Annotated in this window: 13 protein-coding genes; 3 read left to right on the top strand and 10 right to left on the bottom strand. The window is 48.2% G+C overall.

The annotated features are described in order from the left end of the window. Positions 1-13: 13 nt before the first annotated feature. The 8 genes from BLS44_RS01720 to BLS44_RS01685 form a co-directional block, all read right to left on the bottom strand. Positions 14-2698, bottom strand: coding sequence for a glycoside hydrolase family 127 protein (locus BLS44_RS01720; protein ID WP_245729063.1), 2685 nt, complete (start codon positions 2696-2698; stop codon positions 14-16). Between the two features lie 56 nt (positions 2699-2754). Next, positions 2755-3528 (bottom strand): rhamnogalacturonan acetylesterase, encoded by a 774-nt coding sequence (locus BLS44_RS01715; RefSeq protein WP_090388607.1) that lies wholly within the window; start codon positions 3526-3528, stop codon positions 2755-2757. A 90-nt stretch (positions 3529-3618) separates the two neighbouring features. Beyond that, complete coding sequence (locus BLS44_RS01710; RefSeq protein ID WP_090388284.1) at positions 3619-4539, bottom strand: glycoside hydrolase family 43 protein; 921 nt, start codon at positions 4537-4539, stop codon at positions 3619-3621. A 109-nt stretch (positions 4540-4648) separates the two neighbouring features. Continuing rightward, complete coding sequence (locus tag BLS44_RS01705; protein WP_090388283.1) at positions 4649-5635, bottom strand: family 43 glycosylhydrolase; 987 nt, start codon at positions 5633-5635, stop codon at positions 4649-4651. A 4-nt stretch (positions 5636-5639) separates the two neighbouring features. Continuing rightward, the gene (locus BLS44_RS01700; protein WP_176954282.1) at positions 5640-8459 is read right to left on the bottom strand and encodes a glycosyl hydrolase; all 2820 of its coding nucleotides are present in this window, start codon (positions 8457-8459) and stop codon (positions 5640-5642) included. 94 nt (positions 8460-8553) lie between these two features. Then, positions 8554-8868: an L-rhamnose mutarotase gene (rhaM, locus tag BLS44_RS01695; protein WP_090388281.1), complete on the bottom strand. Its 315-nt coding sequence runs from the start codon at positions 8866-8868 to the stop codon at positions 8554-8556. A gap of 202 nt (positions 8869-9070) precedes the next feature. After that, complete coding sequence (locus BLS44_RS01690; protein ID WP_090388280.1) at positions 9071-9544, bottom strand: hypothetical protein; 474 nt, start codon at positions 9542-9544, stop codon at positions 9071-9073. 24 nt (positions 9545-9568) lie between these two features. Then, positions 9569-10057, bottom strand: coding sequence for a YkgJ family cysteine cluster protein (locus tag BLS44_RS01685; RefSeq protein ID WP_090388279.1), 489 nt, complete (start codon positions 10055-10057; stop codon positions 9569-9571). Positions 10058-10294: 237 nt separating this feature from the next. Here BLS44_RS01685 and BLS44_RS01680 point away from each other — a divergent pair, with 237 nt between their 5' ends. Continuing rightward, the gene (locus BLS44_RS01680; RefSeq protein WP_090388278.1) at positions 10295-11185 is read left to right on the top strand and encodes an Rpn family recombination-promoting nuclease/putative transposase; all 891 of its coding nucleotides are present in this window, start codon (positions 10295-10297) and stop codon (positions 11183-11185) included. A gap of 128 nt (positions 11186-11313) precedes the next feature. Here BLS44_RS01680 and BLS44_RS01675 read toward each other — a convergent pair whose 3' ends face one another. Next, positions 11314-12984 (bottom strand): ABC transporter substrate-binding protein, encoded by a 1671-nt coding sequence (locus BLS44_RS01675; RefSeq protein ID WP_245729061.1) that lies wholly within the window; start codon positions 12982-12984, stop codon positions 11314-11316. Positions 12985-13022: 38 nt separating this feature from the next. Here BLS44_RS01675 and BLS44_RS01670 point away from each other — a divergent pair, with 38 nt between their 5' ends. Together BLS44_RS01670 and BLS44_RS01665 are read left to right on the top strand one after the other, a co-directional pair. Beyond that, on the top strand, positions 13023-14684 hold the full coding sequence (locus BLS44_RS01670; RefSeq protein WP_090388276.1) for a M1 family metallopeptidase: 1662 nt from the start codon (positions 13023-13025) through the stop codon (positions 14682-14684). 9 nt (positions 14685-14693) lie between these two features. Beyond that, on the top strand, positions 14694-16205 hold the full coding sequence (locus tag BLS44_RS01665; protein WP_090388275.1) for an oligosaccharide flippase family protein: 1512 nt from the start codon (positions 14694-14696) through the stop codon (positions 16203-16205). Positions 16206-16370: 165 nt separating this feature from the next. Here BLS44_RS01665 and BLS44_RS01660 read toward each other — a convergent pair whose 3' ends face one another. Beyond that, positions 16371-17138, bottom strand: coding sequence for a C40 family peptidase (locus BLS44_RS01660; RefSeq protein ID WP_245729060.1), 768 nt, complete (start codon positions 17136-17138; stop codon positions 16371-16373). Positions 17139-17288 lie beyond the last annotated feature (150 nt).

Genomic DNA, 17288 nt, shown 5'->3' with positions numbered 1-17288 from the left:
CCGTTCTTCATTGCTATTCTGATACATTTGTCCGGATCCAGATCCGGCTCAACGGTTCTCGTGTTTCCTCAGCCGGCTCTGCCGTTGCCGGTACCCGGTTCATACGGCTATAATTGGGAACCGCCAAAAGGGGTGCCCCATCTGCCCAGGTTCCGCTGATCACCATAACACCATGTAGCAGGTCCGGGCGCCACTGCAGCCTCAGCGACCCGTTACTGATCCTCCTGGTAATATCCTGGTCGGCCGCTTCAACATTATAAACAAGCGGGCCATAACGAAGGGCGATCATCCCTTTATCCGCTGCTATGCGTTCATCGGCTTTTACACGCTGTATCTCCATGGGCAATTCTACGTCAATATGATCCCCCTTTCTCCATACTCTTGTAACAGCTGCATAACCCTGGTGCATTTTCCAGGCAACCGGCTTCCCGTTTACAGAAAGAGACCGGAGTCCCTGCACCTGTGGCACTGCCGTGTACAGCCGGCTGGTAGTACGGTTGGGCACGCGCACATACACAGTAAAGGCCTTACTTTGAGCGGGGTTTACGTTTATGGTAACCTTACCGCTCCAGGGATAATCGGTTTTCTGCACCATTTCCACATCCGTACCGGCAATATTGTCAACCTTTATAGTGCTCCCCACAAACAGATTCACATAGAGTCCCCGGTTTCCCCGGACATACATCCAGGTAGGTAACATTAATAGGGTGCGGGGTATATTTCCCACACAGCAGGGGCAGACATGCCAGGCATATCTTGGCTGACCGGTAGACAGGGCATTCGTGTAGGTAAAATAATTGCCATCGAGAGATAAGGAACCCAGCAAGGCATTGTACATGGTTTCTTCATACAGATCCGCATAGCGGGCATCATGATAAGCCAGGTTCATCTTATACTGGAAAAAGATCAGCCCGCAGCTGGAGCAGGATTCGCAGTAAGCATTGTTGCCTAATGAAAAATCAGGGCCAAAACCTTCGGAGGTTTCTCCGCTTCCTATGCCCCCGGTGATATAATACTTCCGGTTCACCATATTATCCCAAAGAGACATTACGGCGCTCTGATAATCCACATCACCTGTTTCCGCGGCAACATCTGCCATACCCGAGTAGTTATAAGTAGCGCGCACCGCATGCCCTACGGCCTCATATTGCTGCTGTACCGGTACATGACTCTGATCATAGGAGCTGCCGCCATTACGGTTATCCAGCAGGAACCGGGCCAGCCTGATATAGCTGTCGCCATGACTTTGATGTCCCTCCATATCGTTCACGAAACGGCCGAACCGTACCAGCGCCTGTTCCATTTCCTGGTGACCGTCATACCAGGCATTTTTTCCCGGGCCGATATGGGCAACCCAACAATCGGCCAGTTTTTTTGCGGCGTTGTACAACCGTTTATCCTTACCTTCTGTGAGCGTGTAATGATTAATTGCCGATTCAATAAAATACCCGGCAACATATCCTTCATGGTTACCCCTTCCTTCCGGTGACCAGCGTTTGTGCCACACACTGGTATCCCGCAATGTAAAGGCAGTTTGTAAATAGCCATCGGCTTCCTGTGCCGCCAGGATTATAGGAATCCACCTATCCAGCGTTTGCTGCATTTTCTGTTGGGCCGCGATCATTTCCGGGTCTCCCTGCGGGTCCACCATCAGGGCCTCACACATGGCCTCTACCGTCTGGTGTACCCAGGCGTTTGAAAAAACATACCCCTTATGCCGGCCATGCGGCGCACCACGCAGCGCTTTGGCAGCCTCGATGAAATTATCAAGCCCGCCGTTGCCAACCGTCAGGTCAGTACGCTCGCACTGATCAATACAAAAGGGGATCCAGTTCACGATCATCGCCCTGACCCGGTCGCTCCATAATTTATTATCGACCTTGTAACGGCGCGTATACACTACATCCAGGCGCCGGGCGGGTGGCGGCATTACTACTTTTACCTTCAGGGCTGATGTTGCCTGCTGGTTGCCGGACCCGGCCGTAAGTGAAAGCACGTAATCGCCGGGAGCGGAGAAAACAGCAGTACCCGCTTTATCACCGGCGTTGCTGAACGTTACGGTGCCCGGGCCGGATGTTTTTGTCCAGGCTATCCTTTGTACGGGTGTTGATGACCGGATGGCGCCGGCAAGATAGGTTTTCCCATTCAGCATCACATCCCTGTCTATACCCGCCTCAACAACCGGAGGATAAGCCGTTCCTTCTGTTTGATATACGATCCACTCCTGAAGGGGGGCTACCTGCCAGTATGCGGCATCTATTTCCAGCCGCAAACGGGTGGTCTTTATTTCGTCAAAACTGCTATGATTCAGTTCATCATTGTGCAGCGCAGATCCTGCAACGTTTGTTACCGGTACAAAAGCGTTCCCGTTCCAGTACTGAATATGATAGGCCGCCGGTAACGGCTCGCTGCCGTTAAAGTCATGCCAGTACAGCGCAATCTCTTTTACAGCTACCGGTTGCTTCCATTCATATTGCACCCATTGTGGCCCGGGCCGGGAGGACCTGTTGCGTTTGACAGGTGCCGCACCTGCCTTATTTTCCGGCAATACGCCGTCATAGAGATGCAAAAATTCATTCCCCGACCCGGTGACCCTGGCGATCATTGCCAGGTTGCGCCTTCCCTTTCCTTCCGGCTGGGCAAAACACACGGATACCAGAATCATGAGCAGGCCCAATAAACAGATACTCTTTTTCATAACTTTCAAGCTTATATAAATAACGGACAATCTCCTTAAAAACCATTTAACCAACTTCATCTCAAGAAGCCCCGGAGCGTACAGTTTTTTAACGCCTTCACACCCGAAACAACCATTTCCGCATTGAGTGTGGAACCTTCAAGATTGGGATGCGTATGATCCTTTGGAAAGAACTTATCGACCGCATCCTGCCCCATCCGGTCATATTGATCTGCAATGCGCTGATTCAGGTCGATAAAAAAAGCACCCGTCTGCTCAGCAACCTGTTTTGCCCAAAGACCGTAGTCCTGGCTCCCCCGCTGCACCTTTCCTGCTTTAAAATTATTGCGGGGCACCGGTGAACAAATGATGGGGACCGCACCTTTTGCCTTTGCATCATTTACAAATTTGCGCATATAATAGCCATAGGTATATACCGTTTCATTCATCTTACGAATGGGATTATAGATCTCCGCGGATTCATCGCCGATCCCCCTGATGGTTCCACGCGCCCTTGCCGTATCATCGAGCGGGCTGCCGTCATTGTGGCCGAACTGCATCAACACATAATCTCCCTTCCTGAGTTTTTTTAAAATAATCTCCCATCGCCCGTCTGTAATAAAAGTACGGCTGCTCCGGCCACCGATGGCATGGTTCTGCACTTCTATTTTTGCCGTATCAAAATAATGACCGATAAGGCTTCCCCAGCCCCAAAGCGCATCCGCTCCTTTTCCGCTTCCGTTCTTTACCGTAGAATCACCAATAATATACAGCACGGGCCGGGGTTTGAGATAAGAAAAAGATAACAGGATGATAGCGGCGGCTGCCGGGAGATGTTTTAGATATTTCATATTGGGAGATTTGGGCATCAGGGACTGAGATTTGAGCATTGAGATTCGAGGCCCGGTATCAGGACAAGATCCGGGGCCGGCAAATGACCGTTACTTAAAAAAAGTTTCAAATTCTTTTTCTGTGATGGTAAAAACCGTACCATGTTTCAGGCCTGGTGGCATAATGATCCGGGCGGAGATATCCTCCCAGTTTTTCAGATCAACAGACTGAACCGCTCCATAGCGTTGATCGCGGTATTTGTCGAAATAAACGATCCAGGTTTTACCCTTCTGTAAAACGGAAGGGCCCTCCGCCCAGTAGTTGCCCGTGATCGGCATCGATGGAGCGCTGTAATCTTTATAGATATACCGGCTGGTAGCCATCCTGATATTCTTTTGCGGCGCCGGCAATTTCGTTTCATCTTTCAGGAACATGATATATTGGCCATTATTTTCCCTGATGGTGGCATCAATAACGGTAAATCCCTTATTGTACAATAGTGCCGGCTTTGAAAAAGCTTTGAAGTCTTTGGTGAAAGCATAATACATCCGGTGATTGTACCGGCCATCGCCCGATACATCCGTGCCTGGAAACCGCCCCGGGATGGTGGTAGCCCAGTAGATCATGTAGCGCTTACTCTTTGCATCATAGTTAATTTCCGGTGCCCAGCAGTTCAGGGCATTTTCATGTTCCATCAGCGGTATATAGCGCTGCGGGCTCCAATGCACCAGGTCTTTTGAAGAAGCATACCCGATCCCTTTTTCGTTCCAGCTCACGGTCCACACCATGTGAAACAAGCCATCCGGCCCTTTAATGATACAGGGATCTCTCATCAGCTTGTCTTTACCTGCTGTGGGTTTTAAAAAGGACTGACCATTCCGGAGCGCCGTCCACTGATACCCATCCCTGCTATAAGCCAGGTGCAGACCATCCTGGCCATTATCTATAAAGTAGCTGAACAGGTACACTTCGCCGTCCTGCGCCGAAAGCCGGGCTACAATAAAACAAAGGATCACAAAATACTTTTTCATTTTTTATTCATTTAGTGTGTATCGGGCTGTATTACGCTCCTGATCTTTTTCACCATCTTCTTTTTTAATTACGAAAAACACAACAGCGCTTCTGAAGCCAATCAATGATTCAGGGTTTTAAACGGATCCGCACCGGTTCATCCCGGTCGCAGGTAAGGGTCCCCTTGCTATATTTTAGTTCCGCTACCTGGATGACGCTCCTTTTATCATCAAAAGAATTTTTAGCCGCCGGCTGATCCGTTCTTCGCCCCGGGTGGGTAAAATAAAACACATAGGCTTTTGCACCATTTACCACCACATCGCAATGCCCGCCGATAGCCTGATCATCCTGCCCTTTACCCGGGTTTTCAAGAATCCGGTGTTCCTGCTTTTTCCAGGTCAGCAGGTCATTGCCCGAAAACACTTCCATGCCCTTCCAGGCATCCACAGTCATAAAATATTTTCCTTTCCAGTAAAAGACTTTGGGGCCTTCACCCCGGGTGGCAATGGCTTCCCCCTTGTCCTGCCAGTGATACAGATCATTGCTTTCTGCATAATAAATACGCTTACCGTCCTTCTCGTTATTGTACCACATACGCCATAGTCCTTCTTTAACTTTATATACCGAAGCATCGATCACTTTTTCATTTACCAGGGGTAATGTTGACTGATAGTTCCAGTGGATGAGGTCGCTGCTGGTAAGATGTACGATCTGCCGTGGATGGCCCCAATCGCTGAAAGTACCGGGCACATAGGTAAGATACATATGATATACCCCCCTGTGTTCCGTTATATCCGGGGCCCAAAAGGTATACCCGGCATCCGGACGGTAACGGATATCCGCCGTATCTACATAGGTCCATTTACGGCCATCCGTACTTTCGGCAATACCGATACGGGTACCATGTACCCATTGTACCGTTGCATCCGGTATGGAAGCCCGGCGATTGGTATAGAACATCCACCACTTCTTTTTTTGTTGATTGTAAACGATCACCGGGTCTGCAGCACCATGATAAACAGGGTCATCATACAAAGGCCTGGGTGCGGCCGGCTGTGCACAGACCGCACACAAAGCACAGATCCAGATCATACAAACCGTCATCAGCTTCTTCATCTTTTTATTTTAAAGGGGTGAGCGTAACAGGTCCCATAAGGCCCGAAGGCTGCGGCTTCCAGTGTGCTGCATTCAACAATCCATCCTTTACATTTTCCTTTAGCCTTGCCGGCATATTGGTATTATAAAATATTTTCCAGGGCAGCTGATTCCGGTCCATATAAGCGATCCGGTTGGCCATCAGGTTGGCCACTACGATCTCCAGTTTATTTTTATCCTGCAATGCATCTGCGGGGATAACCGTAGTAAACGAGGGGCCGATCAGTGTAGCCAGACGTTTCCCATTAAGGATCACTTCTGCCGTTTCATGCACCCGGCCCAGGTTTAACAGGTACCGGGCCGCACTACCGGGCTTGTTAAATGCAATCGTATACCTGGCCGTGCCCGAAAAATCCTTCACGGCCTGCCCCCCGGTATCTGTCCAGGAGCCCAGGGTATGGATGATTTGCTGCGCCGGCAGCGCCGGGCCTCCTTCCAGGAAACGAAGGGTCCAGCTGCCTTCCACAGCAATTGCTTCGCCCGCTTTCTCCTTATAAGGGAACAGGGCCCCTTTCCGCTCCGCATCAAAGGTCTGGATCAACAGCGACCCATGGGGCGGCATCTGAACCCGCACTTCAACAACGCCCTCTTTTTGACGCCAGGCGGCCAGGCCTTTTTCACCGCTCATGGCATCAAATAAAGCCACGGATGCCGCATGCCCGCTCAATGTTACCCACTCTTCCACCTGCCGCCCGGAACGGTTGTTGACGAAATAGACATGGCCATCCGCATTCCGCCGCCGCAACATATAGATATCCTTATCCTCCGGCTTCTCGTTTCGCACAGCACCCGCCTGCATCAGGGCTTCCAGGTTTGCACTTATCCAGACCGTTCCTTTGCCAATGACCGCTTTCTGCATGGAGCCCTGGTTCGTGAACCGGAGCTGTCGGATCAGGTCCGAAAGCCGTTTACGGCGGACATCCAGCCGGTAAAGCCCGGGTACATCTTCAGGAAGTGCTTTATATACCAGTATTGTTGCTCCTGCTTTGGCCAGTGACAGTATTTTTTCAAAACTTTCTTCTGTAATAAAATGATTGGCCGGCAGCAAAAGAGACCGGTAAGGATTGCCGCCACTGTTAAGCATACCGGATGCAAACCCGATCTTTTGCAACTGCCGGTCCGAAAAGAAATCAAATCCATATCCCTTCCCGATCATCTCCTTCGACACCTGCTCAAAGGCTGTATTGACAAAATTTTTCTCCATCCCGTCAAAATGTTGCAGCAACGCATTTCCGGGTTCCGAATAACGATCAACAATGGGATAATATAGCAGCAGGTCATTATCCGGCCGGCCTTTTTGTAAAAAGCTTTGCACCCGTGTAATATAGGTATTCAGCGCATGAAAGTCCTTCCACTGAGGGTTAACCGGCTGAAAATGTACCGCCGCATAAAACAGCCAGCCCGGCCAGGCCGCTTCCCTTGGTGAATAAGCGGTTCCATGATAAAAAATATGATTTACTCCACCGAGAAAATACAGGTCGATCGCTTTTTTTACATCCCCCCAGGATGAAAGAAAATGTTCATTGAGCCAGGTAGCGGATTCGGATGAAACCAGCTGTTTACCGGTAACATTGGCAGCAGAGCTTGCAAATTTAAACCGCAGGATATCATTCCCCTCTGTTTCCGGTATATCCACCACACTATAAAGATCGAGCGTATTGGCAGGTGAACCATGGCTCTGGTTACGCAACATCTTCCCTTTGCCGTTGCTCCATTTTTGCCATTCCATGGTAAAATGCTCCAGCAATAATTCATCGATCACCGAGCGGTAATCATAGATCACGCGACTGTTCTTATCCGGATTATCTTTACCAAAGAGCGCCGGCAGCTCGCTGCGCAGATCATACCCTCTTCTCTTTTTAAATTCGGCAAGGAGCCCCGGTGTCCAGTTGGCCTGACCACGTGCATCATCCACTTCATAGGAGTCATTAAAGAACGAACGAAGGTAGCCCATATCATATCCCCTGAAGGCCTCATCAAAACGTTTAAAGTAGTGCACCGCAGCCTGTTTTGAAAAATGATCAATGGCATATCCCTCGCCACCCGGTGCCGCCCGTTCCACCATCTTGCCATGCAGTCCTTCAAACAATGCATAAAGGGTCCAGCTTTTTGTACCGGCAGGGGCCGTCCAGTTCAGTTTTCCGGACGCATCCACCTTTGCAGTAAGATCGGTCATAAGCCCCGCTGCGGGATAGGCTACCAGGGCTTTCAACGGCAGTTTCCCGGGAAACTGCACCTGGTCCAATGCCAATTCCTGCAGATCCTTATTATCCGAAAGCGGATTCCTGACCGTACCCGGCGATGCGGACCTATTATTAGCAGCACGCACAAACCCTTCCTGCGGGTACGCTACCGGCTCTTTTAGCTGCTGTCCCCCGTTTAACGAATAAATTTTAAGATAGACCGACTTACTGGCATCCGCCTCTTTTACCCAGGGCCCGCCAAAAGGCCACCCCGTACCATTGGCCAGGTCTACTCCCAACCCCAGTCGTTTACTTTCTTTAAGGGCAAACGAAAACAGTTCCATCCACCGGGGCGACAGGAAATCAACAAAATTTTTCTCCTGGCCATGAATACCATAGATAGGTGTAATTTCCGTACCGCCAATACCCGCCTGCTGGTATTGTTCAAGATTCCAGGTAAGTCCCTGCTCATTCACCGCGCTACCCTCCCACCACCATCTTGTCCAGGGTTTGTTGATTGAAGTCACCTGCGGCCAGCTGATCTGTGCCCGCAGGGAGGCTATACTAAAACAAGTGATGCATAAGAATATTGCTCTTCTCATAATCATTTTTCATCTGCATTTTTTAACGGCAGCTTTTTTATTCCCGGGAATGGTTCCTTCCAAAGCAATCGACCCTTTTTTATGCCGGGGAAGGCTATTCCATGTAAAATACTTCCTCCAACGGAACCGACACCGGCGACTGGTCAGCATTCGTTTCCATGATGTCACACATAAAGGCCCACCACTTTTGCATTAGCGGGTGATCCGGAAGGTTGTCCATCGTACAGCCCGCTTCCAGCTTCAATATCCCCAGCAGGTCGTTGGTTTGCTTATCCCAAAAAATACTGTAATCGCTGATACCGGTCTGTTTTAGCAAACGCTGTAACTCCGGCCATAAGGAACTATGCCTTTTTTTGTACTCAGTTTCATATCCTTTAAATAATTTCATTTTAAAAGCAATCCGTCGCATAACCCAGGAATTTCAATGATGATCCAATAAGACACCAGCCGGCAAACAGCAGTAACTAAAATAGGCCGGTTTGCCTTATCTTCCATCCTGCGCTATCCTGAGCTCCGTAATTAATTGTAAATTTAACAAATATTACAACACACCGTGCTGTAAACAGACGCCAATATTTCCAGCCCCTCTTTCCCCGGGCAAAAACGAAACCTTATTTATTTATGAGCATTATAATTTCGATCAGCAATGCTATAATTGCCAGGATCATGGCAATGGTGGCTCTGTGGCCCGCAGATTTCCCGGCGCTGACAGCAGCAAGATCCGGCTGCGCCGGCCCGCCGTTCTCCTGCTGTTGCTGCAGGGCCCGGGCCCATTGCCGGGCCTGTGTTTCCTGTTGCACCCGGATCAGCTCCGCGTTATAGGTATGCAGAAAGCCTCCCTTGTCCATATATGTTTCCAGGTGCTCCGTTGCAGGAAGCCCCACATTATCACTTAAAGGATCATACTCCACAACGGCGGGGTCGATCGCCAGGATCACATTCCGGTAACCGGCATACTGAGCGGGAGGGATAAACCGGAGCGCGTCCGGCGCCTGATCTTTATGAATAACCCCGTTCTCCCGGATATACTGGAGAATGGTCTGGATATTTTCGGCATCTGCTTTTGTAAGATCAGTGATGGACATCGTTTTTCAGCTAAAAATACGACACTATTTTGAGGTATCTGCGATCAGTTTTTCCAGCACATAATACGTAATGGGGCAAAACTCGCTGTTTTTCAGGGTCAGCGCCGGACGCTTGATCAGTACGTCCTCATCCGTATAAGGGAACCGGGCACAATCCGACGGGCGCATTTCATAAATAGCACAGGCATGATCCGGCCCCAGGAAAGGACATGGGGATTGTTTTACTACAAAATCGCCTTCTTCGTCCACCCGCAGGTAGGTATCGATAAAAACACTTTCCTTCATTCCTAAACCACGCGCGATCCTTTTTACATCCGGGGTCTTAAACCGGGGAGAATAATTTTTACAGCAATTGGCACAGGTCAGACAATCCACCGCCTCAAATGCTGCTTCATGCAGGGCGGGCAATTGCTTCAGCACTTTATTTTTATCAGCCCGCTTCAAAAATTGCTGGTACGCTTTTCTGTGCTCTTTTGCTTTTTTTTCCCAGTTCTGTAATTTGTCTGTAGCCATGATCCGGATTCTTTCCGTTTAGTGCCTGCAAAATTAACCGTTTATCAGCGAACCGGCTGCAGATCCCCAGCCAGGAATGCAAAACATTCTTGCACCCTGTATGAAGGTCATTGCCGGTTTTGCTCAAAAGTAATGGCTAAAAAGATTTAACTTTATACTCATGGAGTGAAAGCCCCGGATAGCTACCCCGGGGTATTTCCCAAAAGAATGAAAATTACGGGAGCCTAACCTCCGATCATGAAAAACACAAAAGCAACCATTATACCGCCTATTGGCCGGTATTTAGATCCACTGACCGATTTTGGGTTCAAAAAGATATTTGGCTCAGAGTCCAATAAGGACCTGCTGATCGCATTCCTGAACGAGCTCTTCATGGGCCATAAAATAATACGCGACCTCGTTTACAACCCGCAGGAGAACAGTGCACCGGCAAAACATTACCGAAAAACCATCTTTGACCTCACCTGTACCGGGGCCGGTGGCGAAACTTTTATTATTGAAGTGCAGCGGGCGGGTCAAAAATTCTTTACCGACAGGGCACTCTTTTATACCGCCAGTAAATTATACGAGCAGGGCCCAAAAGGCAAAAAAGACTGGAACTTTGAGTTGAAAGAAGTGTACCTGGTTGCGATAATGGACTTTAACTTTGACGATACCATACCCGGCAAATACCTGCACCGGGTAAGACTGACAGAGGAGGAAACAGGGCATACATTTAATAATAAACTGGAATTCATATTTTTAGAACTGCCCAATTTCAGCCTAAAAAAGGAAGATATTAAAACCGGTCTGGAGCACTGGCTGTATATACTGCGCAATATGGGGAAATTAGAAAATATTCCGGTAAATTTGTCAGAGAAAGTATTTTATAAGTTATTCGAGGAATCTGAAATAGCTAATCTAAAAAAGGAGGATTTCATGTTGTATCAAAAAGATGTTCTGGATAGATGGACCGAGTATTCCGTATTAAAAACCGCGGAGGACAGGGGCATTGAAAAAGCCAAAAGGGAATATATACGTAACCTGATCATGAAGCTGGGCCTTACGGATGAACAGATCGCAGATGTAACCGAGGTATCTGTCGGCTTTGTAGAAAAGATCCGGGCTTCATTAAAGGACACGCAATAAAGAGGTTAAGATCATTACACTCAAAAGACTGTTCCGCATAGTGAAACAGTCTTTTTTTTATTCATGTTCCAACCCGGCTTTTCAGAATAAATATTGTGTTCCGACGACCAGTACCGGCGCAGAGCGGGTCAGCGATCCAGGATCTGCACCCTCCGCAATTCCAGCAAATTCAGCGCATTGGGCTGGTATCCTTTGATATTGGGTTGCACCAGTTGTATCACTTTATCATACCAAAGCGGTACCACCGGGGCATCATTGATAGCCAGCTGATCGGCCTGCCGGTATAAGATATAACGTAGTGAATCGTTGGTCTCCTTGATCGCCGCCTCAAAAATCGCATCAAACCGGGCATTTTTGTAACGGGTATAGTTGGGCGGGGCCGGGTTTTTAGAATAGAACACCGATAAATAATTTTCAGCATCCGGATAATCCGCTATCCAGCCGCCCCGGAAAAAGGCTGCTCTTGAGTTTGCCGTCATCTCAAACAGCAGGGCCTTCTGCACTACCTCCACCTGTATGCGCATCCCTACGGCTTCCAGTTGCTTTGCGATAAAATTGGCAAAATCGGCATACATAGAAATCGTGAGCAACCTGATCACCGGCAGTCCTTTACCCCCCGGGAAACCGGCCTCCTTTAAGAGCGCAATAGCCTTTGCCGGGTCATAATGATATCCCTTCACAAGCGAATCGTTAAAAGAGGGCAGGCCCTTAGGCACAAAACCGGATTCTGCGGGGGTTCCCAGCGAATTCCTCAAATAAAGGATCATTTTCCTCCGGTCAAACCCATAGTTGATTGCCTGTCGTACTTTTTTAAACCGGAGCGGCGAACTGCGCACGATCTCATTAGCTGAATCCACCAGGATCCCCAGGTACTCAATATTAAGATAGGGTTGTGTTTTTAGAACCAGTTTTCCCTCCCATGCCTTTTTAAGCACTCCTTTTTTTGTAAGCACCTCGTCCTTAAAACTGGGATCCAGTTCATTTATAAAATCAAGATTTCCCTGGCGTAATAACAGGAATTCCGTAGCGCGGCTTTCTTTAAAGCTTATTTTAATACCGTCAATATAGGGCAGCCGGTTACCTGCACTGTCCCGTTCAAAATAATTAGGGTTCTTTTTAAACACCAGGCCCTGCCCCTCTTCCCAGGCTACAAACTGGAATGGCCCGGTGCCTACAGGATGGCTGCGAAAATCCACTCCAAATTGCTGCACGGCCTCGCGGGCTACCACGGAACAATACTGCATGGATAAGATCCCGAGGATCGGCTGATAGGGTTGCAACAGCTTCAACCGGAAAACCGTGTCGTTCACCGCCGTAAATGGTTCCCGCGGATCTACCTTCCCGTTAAAGATCCAGGCACCCGGACTGGCTACACCGGGATCAATGATCCGGTTCAGGCTAAAAACCACATCTGCGGCTGTCATGTTGCGTCCCTTCGATCCCGGAAAAACCGGGTTATCATGAAAAAGGACATCGCTTCTCAGGTAAAAGGTGTAGGTCCGTTTATCTTCAGATACCTCCCAGCGGGTAGCCAGGGACGGCTTAATATTTAAACTGTCATCAATCTCTACCAGGGTGTTGAACAACTGGTGTGCGGGCCACATCGTAGACTGGTTTTTGGCAAATGCCGGGTCCAGCGACGCAATACCCGTATATTCATTATACCGGAACACTTTCCGCTCTTTTTCCGCATGATCCGTGCATCCTGCAAATGGTATCACCAACAGCAAAAGAGCGACAACCCTATCGTACGGCCATTTAAAAACCTTATGCATCCAATATAGTAGCCTTGTTTTCATCTTGAACGTTTAAATTTACAATCCAAACCATTTCGGTAATGATTTTTTTGAAAAATATTCTTAAGGTACTCTGTTTGATACTGTTCTCCGCCGGTGGACTCCGGGCACAATTACTGCATCAACAGGAAACACTTACCCGCCAGGACAGTTTAAGGGGCGGTTACGGCGCAGGCAGGAGCTGGTGGAATGTGCTCAAATATGATATCCGCCTCTCTGTCAACATTGGGGAAAAAGCCATCAGTGGATACAATGATATTACTTATGCCATCCTACAGGATTCAAAAGGTCCCATGCAGATCGATCTCCGGGAGCCCATGGAGATCGAAAAGGTGGAAGATCTTGGTACCCGTAAACCGGTTACCTTTCGCCGGGAAGGAAATGTATACTGGCTGCATACATCCGGCATGACCACCCATAAAAAAAGCAGAACCATCCGCATTTATTTCAGGGGAAACCCCGTGGTTGCCAAAACGCCACCCTGGGATGGAGGGTGGATCTTTACAAAGGACGAAAAAGGGCGTAACTGGGTCAGCACGGCCACCCAGGGCATCGGCGCCAGTTCCTGGCTCCCGTGCAAGGACCACCAGGCCGATGAGCCGGACAACGGTATGACCATTAACATTAATGTGCCGGATACCCTGGCTGCAGTAAGCAACGGGCGGCTGACCGCCAAAACCCGTAACGGGAATGGTACTACCGACTGGAAGTGGACCGTAACTCAACCCATCAATACGTACCTGATCACCCCTTATATTGGTCATTATGTTCATTTCAGCGATACCCTTCAGGGAGAAAAAGGGAAGCTGGATATTGGGTACTGGGTACTGGACTATAACCTGGACAAGGCAAAAGAACATTTTAAGATCGTAAAGCCCATGCTCCGTTGCTTTGAGCACTGGATGGGGCCCTACCCTTTTTATGAAGATAGTTATAAACTGATAGACGCCCCCCATCTTGGTATGGAGCACCAGAGTGGCGTAGCATATGGCAATAAATACCTGAATGGTTACCTGGGCAAAGACCGGTCCGGAACCGGCTGGGGCGATGACTGGGACTTTATTATTGTACATGAAAGCGGGCATGAATGGTTTGCCAATAATATCACAACCCGGGATATTGCCGACATGTGGGTGCATGAAGGCTTTACCACGTATTCTGAAACCCTGTTTGTGCAATGCCGGCATGGTTTGAAGGCCGCCAACGAGTACCTGATCGGGCAACGGAAGATCATCCGGAATGACAAACCCATTATCGGGATCTATGGGGTGAACAAGGAAGGCAGCAGCGATATGTATGATAAAGGGGCCAGCATGATCCATACCATCCGCCAGATCATCAATGACGATGAAAAATTCCGCAGCCTGTTAAGGGGCCTGAACAGGGATTTCTATCACCAGACGGTAACCGGCAGGCAAATAGAAGCATACATCATCCGGAAGACCGGCAAGCCGCTGCAAAAAGTGTTTGACCAGTACCTGCGTACCACCGGTATCCCGGTGCTTGCCTATACCATCAGCGGCAATAAAGTGCGGTATAAATGGACCAACTGTGTACCAGGATTTGATATGCCGGTACAGCTGGCCAGCGGGCAATGGCTCAATCCTAAAGAGCAGTACCAGGAGGCGCCATTGAGTATTTTAGACAACAATGTGCTTAATGTCAATCCCAATTTTTATATCAGGACAGAAAAAGCTTCTTAACCCGGTTCTATGAGTGCAGAGATCAGGAAACACAGTATTATTTCATCTGCCGTTATTTATATCGGCTTTGCTGTAGGCGCATTAAACACTTATTTATTCGGCAGGGAAGGCTTTTTTACCGAAGAACAATATGGGCTTACGCAATTGTTCAATTCAACAACCCTGGTCATCGTTTCCTTTGCATCCCTGGGGATGCCTTCTTTTATTTACAAGTTCTATCATTACTACAATGACAACCTGGAGCCCCGGAAAAATGACATGATCGCCTGGTCGCTGTTAACCGGGCTTGCCGGCTTCGTCATTGTCTTTGTGCTGGGGGTTGTATTTGAACAGTTCTTTGCAAGGAAATTCAGCAACGGCTCCGCCTTAGCCGTTTATTATTATTACTGGATGTACCCGATGTCGCTGGGATTAACCATTTTCGGAATCCTGGAAGCATATGGATGGAGTTTAAAGAAATCGGTCCTTACCAACTTTTTAAAAGAAGTACAATGGCGGCTGCTGACCACTGTGCTGATCATTTTGTTTATACTCAAGGTCATTCCCGATTTTGGCCTGTTCATTAAGCTGTATTCCTTTATCTATCCCCTGATAGCTTTGATGTTGTTATTTTACCTGGTGGCCACTAAAAAGATCCACCTTACCTTCCGCATCAGCAAAGTAACCCGCCGCTTTTTTAAGAAACTCCTCCGCTTTATATTTTTTGTATACTCCGGGTTGCTGGTATTCACCATCTCCCAGCAGTTCGACTCCCTGGTACTGGCGTCTGTTACGGATAAAGGTCTGAAAAATCTTTCCATCTTTACATTGGCCCAGTTCTTAACCAGCCTCATACAGGCCCCGCAACGCAGCATTATTGCCGCTTCCATCCCCTATATATCAAAGGCCTGGAAAGAAAAAAAAATAAACCAGATCCAAAATATCTATCAACGGTCCTCCATCAACCAGCTGATCTTTGCCAGCCTGCTGTTTACATTGATCGCCCTGAACTATACGGATGCCATTGTTACACTAAAGCTCAGGCAAAGCTTCCTGCTTGGGTTTGTTCCCTTTATTCTTCTGGGGCTAACCCGGGTCATTGATATGGGTACCGGCGTTAATTCCCAGATCATCGGAACATCTACTTACTGGAAATTTGATCTGGTAAGCGGTATTATCCTGCTGCTGTTTATGCTGCCCCTCACCTATATTTTCACCAAAAAGTATGGCCTGATGGGGCCTCCTGTGGCAAACCTCATTTCCACTACCATTTATAATATCGTCCGCATCATATTCCTTTGGAAAAAGTTCCGGCTCTTCCCTTTTACCAGGCAAACACTCTATACGCTGATCCTTGGTGCAGTCGTGTACCTGGCGGCCTGGCTGCTGTTCCGCAACCTGCATGGGTTTCCGGGTTTGTTTGCCCGCAGTATTTTTATCCTGGTACTGTTTACCGGAGGTATATATTTTATGAACCTTACCCCAGACCTGAAGCCCGTACTGGCATCATTGACAAAGCGGCTGAAGAAAGACCGGAACTGAATTTAACATTTGAAGATGTGCTGGTTTGAAGACGCGTTCATGTTTGGCATTGACAGCTGCTTCATATCTTCACAGGTTCATCAGAAATCTTCAGCGCTTCAGTGTCATTGAATAAAAAAAAGCGCTCCTATAAAAGAAGCGCTTTCATTCCTAATAAAAAAATCATTAATTACTGACCCCGGAAGCGCCGTCGTTATTATTGTGCGCAAGATACTCTTCTGATGAGGCTTCTACGCGGCCTGCACCAATAAAGCGAGAGATATAGTATGCCTCGTACAGGTCGCTGATCGTAACGCCCTTACTGGTTGAAGCATGTACAAATTTATTGTTTCCAAGATACATCCCCACATGGGATACCCCGCCTGTGGTATTAAAAAAAACGAGATCTCCCTCTTTTAATTCAGTACTGGAGATCTTCCGCACACGGCCATACTGCTCGCGGGCCGTCCTGGGCAGTTCAATACCATAAGCTCCGCGGTACATTTCGCGGGTAAAAGCACTGCAGTCGATACCATATTTGGTGGTACCGCCATACTGGTAGCGGGTTCCATACCAGTCGTCCATCGTTTCCAGCAAATCGTTATTGCGGATAGAATTGGGCAGCACATTTAAAATAGCAGCATACTTCTTTTGAAGCTCCGTTGCCGGGGCAGTCCTGGGAACCAGGATAGCAGCTGCCTGTACCGCTTTTACGTCCCGTACCTCGCTGGATGCAATGTTCTTTTCGATACGTTGCATCCGGGTATCGGATTTCGAGTTACCGGAAGAAATAGTTACCTGCTCCATATAAACATTGGAAGCAGGACTGGGCTTTTGAGTGGGTTGCAGCTCAGTATTTGTATCTTTTTTATTTGATGAGGCAAAAAATTTAGAGGCGGTCGAGCAGCTAGCCATCAGCACCATCACGCTAAGTCCCGTCAATATATGTCTCAAAATAATTTCTTTTAATATTTTTTCAAAATATCAGCAGCCAAACAAGCGTGCTAAAATTCCATTTTCCAATTTTAACTAAACGCAGATCGTAAAGTTTTATTGCCCGATATTTATATATTTTTAAATTATATTTATAACAACAACAATACA

Origin of the sequence: Niabella drilacis, from assembly GCF_900101395.1 — a bacterium.
GTDB lineage: Bacteria > Bacteroidota > Bacteroidia > Chitinophagales > Chitinophagaceae > Niabella > Niabella drilacis.
This window is presented reverse-complemented; position numbering and strand designations above follow the sequence as displayed.

Coding starts and splice junctions, on each gene's coding strand:
- BLS44_RS01720 (WP_245729063.1), bottom strand. CDS start 2,698: ATGAAAAAGAGTATCTGTTTATTGGGCCTGCTCATGATTCTGGTATCC.
- BLS44_RS01715 (WP_090388607.1), bottom strand. CDS start 3,528: ATGAAATATCTAAAACATCTCCCGGCAGCCGCCGCTATCATCCTGTTA.
- BLS44_RS01710 (WP_090388284.1), bottom strand. CDS start 4,539: ATGAAAAAGTATTTTGTGATCCTTTGTTTTATTGTAGCCCGGCTTTCG.
- BLS44_RS01705 (WP_090388283.1), bottom strand. CDS start 5,635: ATGAAGAAGCTGATGACGGTTTGTATGATCTGGATCTGTGCTTTGTGT.
- BLS44_RS01700 (WP_176954282.1), bottom strand. CDS start 8,459: ATGAGAAGAGCAATATTCTTATGCATCACTTGTTTTAGTATAGCCTCC.
- rhaM (WP_090388281.1), bottom strand. CDS start 8,868: ATGCGACGGATTGCTTTTAAAATGAAATTATTTAAAGGATATGAAACT.
- BLS44_RS01690 (WP_090388280.1), bottom strand. CDS start 9,544: ATGTCCATCACTGATCTTACAAAAGCAGATGCCGAAAATATCCAGACC.
- BLS44_RS01685 (WP_090388279.1), bottom strand. CDS start 10,057: ATGGCTACAGACAAATTACAGAACTGGGAAAAAAAAGCAAAAGAGCAC.
- BLS44_RS01680 (WP_090388278.1), top strand. CDS start 10,295: ATGAAAAACACAAAAGCAACCATTATACCGCCTATTGGCCGGTATTTA.
- BLS44_RS01675 (WP_245729061.1), bottom strand. CDS start 12,984: ATGAAAACAAGGCTACTATATTGGATGCATAAGGTTTTTAAATGGCCG.
- BLS44_RS01670 (WP_090388276.1), top strand. CDS start 13,023: ATGATTTTTTTGAAAAATATTCTTAAGGTACTCTGTTTGATACTGTTC.
- BLS44_RS01665 (WP_090388275.1), top strand. CDS start 14,694: ATGAGTGCAGAGATCAGGAAACACAGTATTATTTCATCTGCCGTTATT.